Genomic DNA, 2,793 nt, shown 5'->3' with positions numbered 1-2,793 from the left:
GTTGGCGGACCGCAATTATATCTTATCAAAAGGAGCTTTTTTATTAAAGACTCAAAGCTAAAAGCTTTACTGAACCCCCAGTCTAACTGGGGGTTTTCTACATACAAAAAAGGCTGTTGCAATTTACAACAGCCCTAAGTTTTATAATTCTAAAGCAAGTACATCTTCGAATGTTTGTCTTCTACATACTGGTGTTATTTCACCATTTTTTACGGCTATTACAGCTGGTTTCTGAATTTTGTTATAGTTTGAAGCCATTGAATATCCATAAGCTCCTGTTGATGTAGTGATTAGAATATCTCCACTCTCTATCTCAGATATCGCAACATTATTTATTAAGATATCTCCACTTTCGCAGCATTTTCCAGCAATAGTTACTTTATTGTCTGTATTTCCATTCATCTTATTAACGATACTACATTCATATCCTGCATGATATAGAGATGGTCTGATATTATCAGTCATACCTCCATCAACACTTACATATACCCTAACGTCTTTAATATCTTTTATTGAACCTATTGTGTATAGAGTACTTCCTGCATTTGCTATTACAGATCTACCTGGCTCTATAACAAGGTGTGGAACTTCCATACCTAACTCAGCACAAGTTTTTTCTGCTCTATCAATTATAGACTCACAGAAATCTTTTATAGCTCTTGGTTTATCTTCTTCAGTGTAATAAACACCAACTCCACCACCTAAGTCTACATCTGTTAACTCAATTCCGTAGTTTTCTTTTATTTCCTTAACAAGTTTCATCATAACATCTACTTCATCAAGGAATGGCTCAAGCTCAAATATCTGAGAACCTATGTGTGCATGAAGTCCAACTAATTTAACTCTTTTGTACTCTTTTAATTTTTCTATTGCATTGTATAAATCTCCATTTACAAGTGCAAATCCGAATTTTGAATCTATCTGTCCTGTTTTTATATACTCATGAGTGTGAGCTTCTATACCTGGAGTTATTCTAAAGTATATTTCCTGTACTTTATCTTCTCTTTCGCAAATTTCTTCTAATAAATCTAATTCATAGAAGTTATCAACTACGAATTTTCCAACTCCGTACTCTACACCCATCTCAACTTCTTCTCTTGTTTTATTGTTTCCATGGAAGAATATGTTCTCCATTGGGAATCCTGATTTATGAGCTGTGTATAATTCCCCACCAGATACTACATCAAGACACATCTTTTCTTCTTTTATAAGTCTGCACATATACCCTGGTAAAAATGCCTTACCTGCATATGCTACCCTATTTCCATTTTCTTCAACTTTAAAATATTTTCTGTATTCTCTACAATTATCTCTTATAAGCTGCTCGTCAAATACATAAAGAGGTGTTTTGTATTCTTTTACCATATCTAGGCAATTTACACCACCAATATAAAGTTCGTCGTTTTTTATTTCCATACTCCCATGAAGTTTCATATCTTATTCCCTACTTTCTTTCAATTTCTCTTATACATTAAATTCTTCGCACATTTTCTGTATAGCTACTTCTTTGTCTGAAGTATTTATTGCGCAAGTTATTCTTATTTCTGATGTTGTTATTAATTTTACTCTTATGTTGTTTTCTTTGAATATTCTAAATACCTTTGAAGCAACACCTGAAGTATGTTTCATTCCAAGTCCTACTAGTGAGAATTTAGTTATTTCGTTGTCTACAGCTACATTTTCATCTGAAGTGTATTTTTTAGCTAATTCTATACATTCTTCAACTTCTTCTTTTGGTATAGTAAATGATACGTTTAATTTTCCATCTATTGGAGCTGTCTGGCTTATCATATCCACGCTTATAGATTTATTTGCTATATCTTCAAATAGAGCTGATACGTTGTCCATATCTAATTCTTTTATTGTTATTGAGCTATCTGCATCACTTGTTGCTATTCCTGTTATTACTTTATCTTCTAATTTCATGTTTTTTCCTCCTCTTATGTATGTTCCTTTTACTGTTCCACATGTACGTCCTACATATACTTCTACTCCATATTTCTGAGCAAGTTCTATACTTCTTGAATGCATAACTTTTGCGCCTAAGCTTGCAAGTTCTAGCATTTCTTCGTATTCTATTTCATCAAGTTTTTTAGCATCTGCATATGCTCTTGGATCTGTAAAGTACACTCCATCTACGTCTGTGTATATTTCACATTTTCCGTTTAATTTAACTGCTAATGCAACCGCTGAAGTATCAGATCCTCCTCTTCCTAGAGTAGTGATGTCTCCTTCGTCATTAATTCCCTGGAATCCAGTAACTACTACTACATATCCCTCATCTAAACTTTCCTGTATTCTATCAACATTTATATCATCTATTAATGATTTTCCATGATTTCCACTAGTATGTATGTCTAACTGGTAAGCATTGTAGCTTATAGCTTTGCAGCCTAGAGCTTCTAAAGTTATGGCAAGCATTGAAGCTGATATCATTTCACCAGTTGATAAAAGAGCATCTAGTTCTCTTTTACAAGGTTTATCTGTTACTGATTTAGCCATATTTATATATCCATCAGTAGTTTTTCCCATAGCTGAAACTACTACTACTATGTTAGGATCAGTTTTCTTTCTTTCTATTATTCCCTCTGCTATTGCTCTGATTTTGTCAGTGTCGGCAACAGAGCTTCCACCGTATTTCTGTACAACTACACTCATTCTTTTACCTCCTAATGAATAATAACGCTCTGTTAACTTATTTAGTATTGAATCTCGACCCCGGTAGGGTTTACAATGATTTCACCCAAAAACACATTCCCCCTACGGAAAGGAGTCGAGAAAATTGAAACCTTA

2 protein-coding genes are annotated in these 2,793 nt (G+C 33.7%); both read right to left on the bottom strand.

Features of this window, described 5'->3' with window-relative positions:
- Window positions 1–141: 141 nt before the first annotated feature.
- The gene (gene lysA / locus ACK2WN_RS11870) at window positions 142–1,434 is read right to left on the bottom strand and encodes a diaminopimelate decarboxylase (protein WP_329998631.1); all 1,293 of its coding nucleotides are present in this window, start codon (window positions 1,432–1,434) and stop codon (window positions 142–144) included.
- 30 nt (window positions 1,435–1,464) lie between these two features.
- Complete coding sequence (locus ACK2WN_RS11865) at window positions 1,465–2,658, bottom strand: aspartate kinase (RefSeq protein ID WP_300529441.1); 1,194 nt, start codon at window positions 2,656–2,658, stop codon at window positions 1,465–1,467.
- Between the last annotated feature and the right edge of the window lie 135 nt (window positions 2,659–2,793).

Source organism: Peptacetobacter sp. AB800 (genome assembly GCF_047807365.1).
Lineage (GTDB): Bacteria > Bacillota > Clostridia > Peptostreptococcales > Peptostreptococcaceae > Peptacetobacter.
The sequence above is the reverse complement of the archived record's forward strand: the minus strand, read 5'-3'. Positions and strand labels throughout refer to the sequence as shown.

Coding starts and splice junctions, on each gene's coding strand:
- ACK2WN_RS11865 (WP_300529441.1), bottom strand. CDS start 2,658: ATGAGTGTAGTTGTACAGAAATACGGTGGAAGCTCTGTTGCCGACACT.
- lysA (WP_329998631.1), bottom strand. CDS start 1,434: ATGAAACTTCATGGGAGTATGGAAATAAAAAACGACGAACTTTATATT.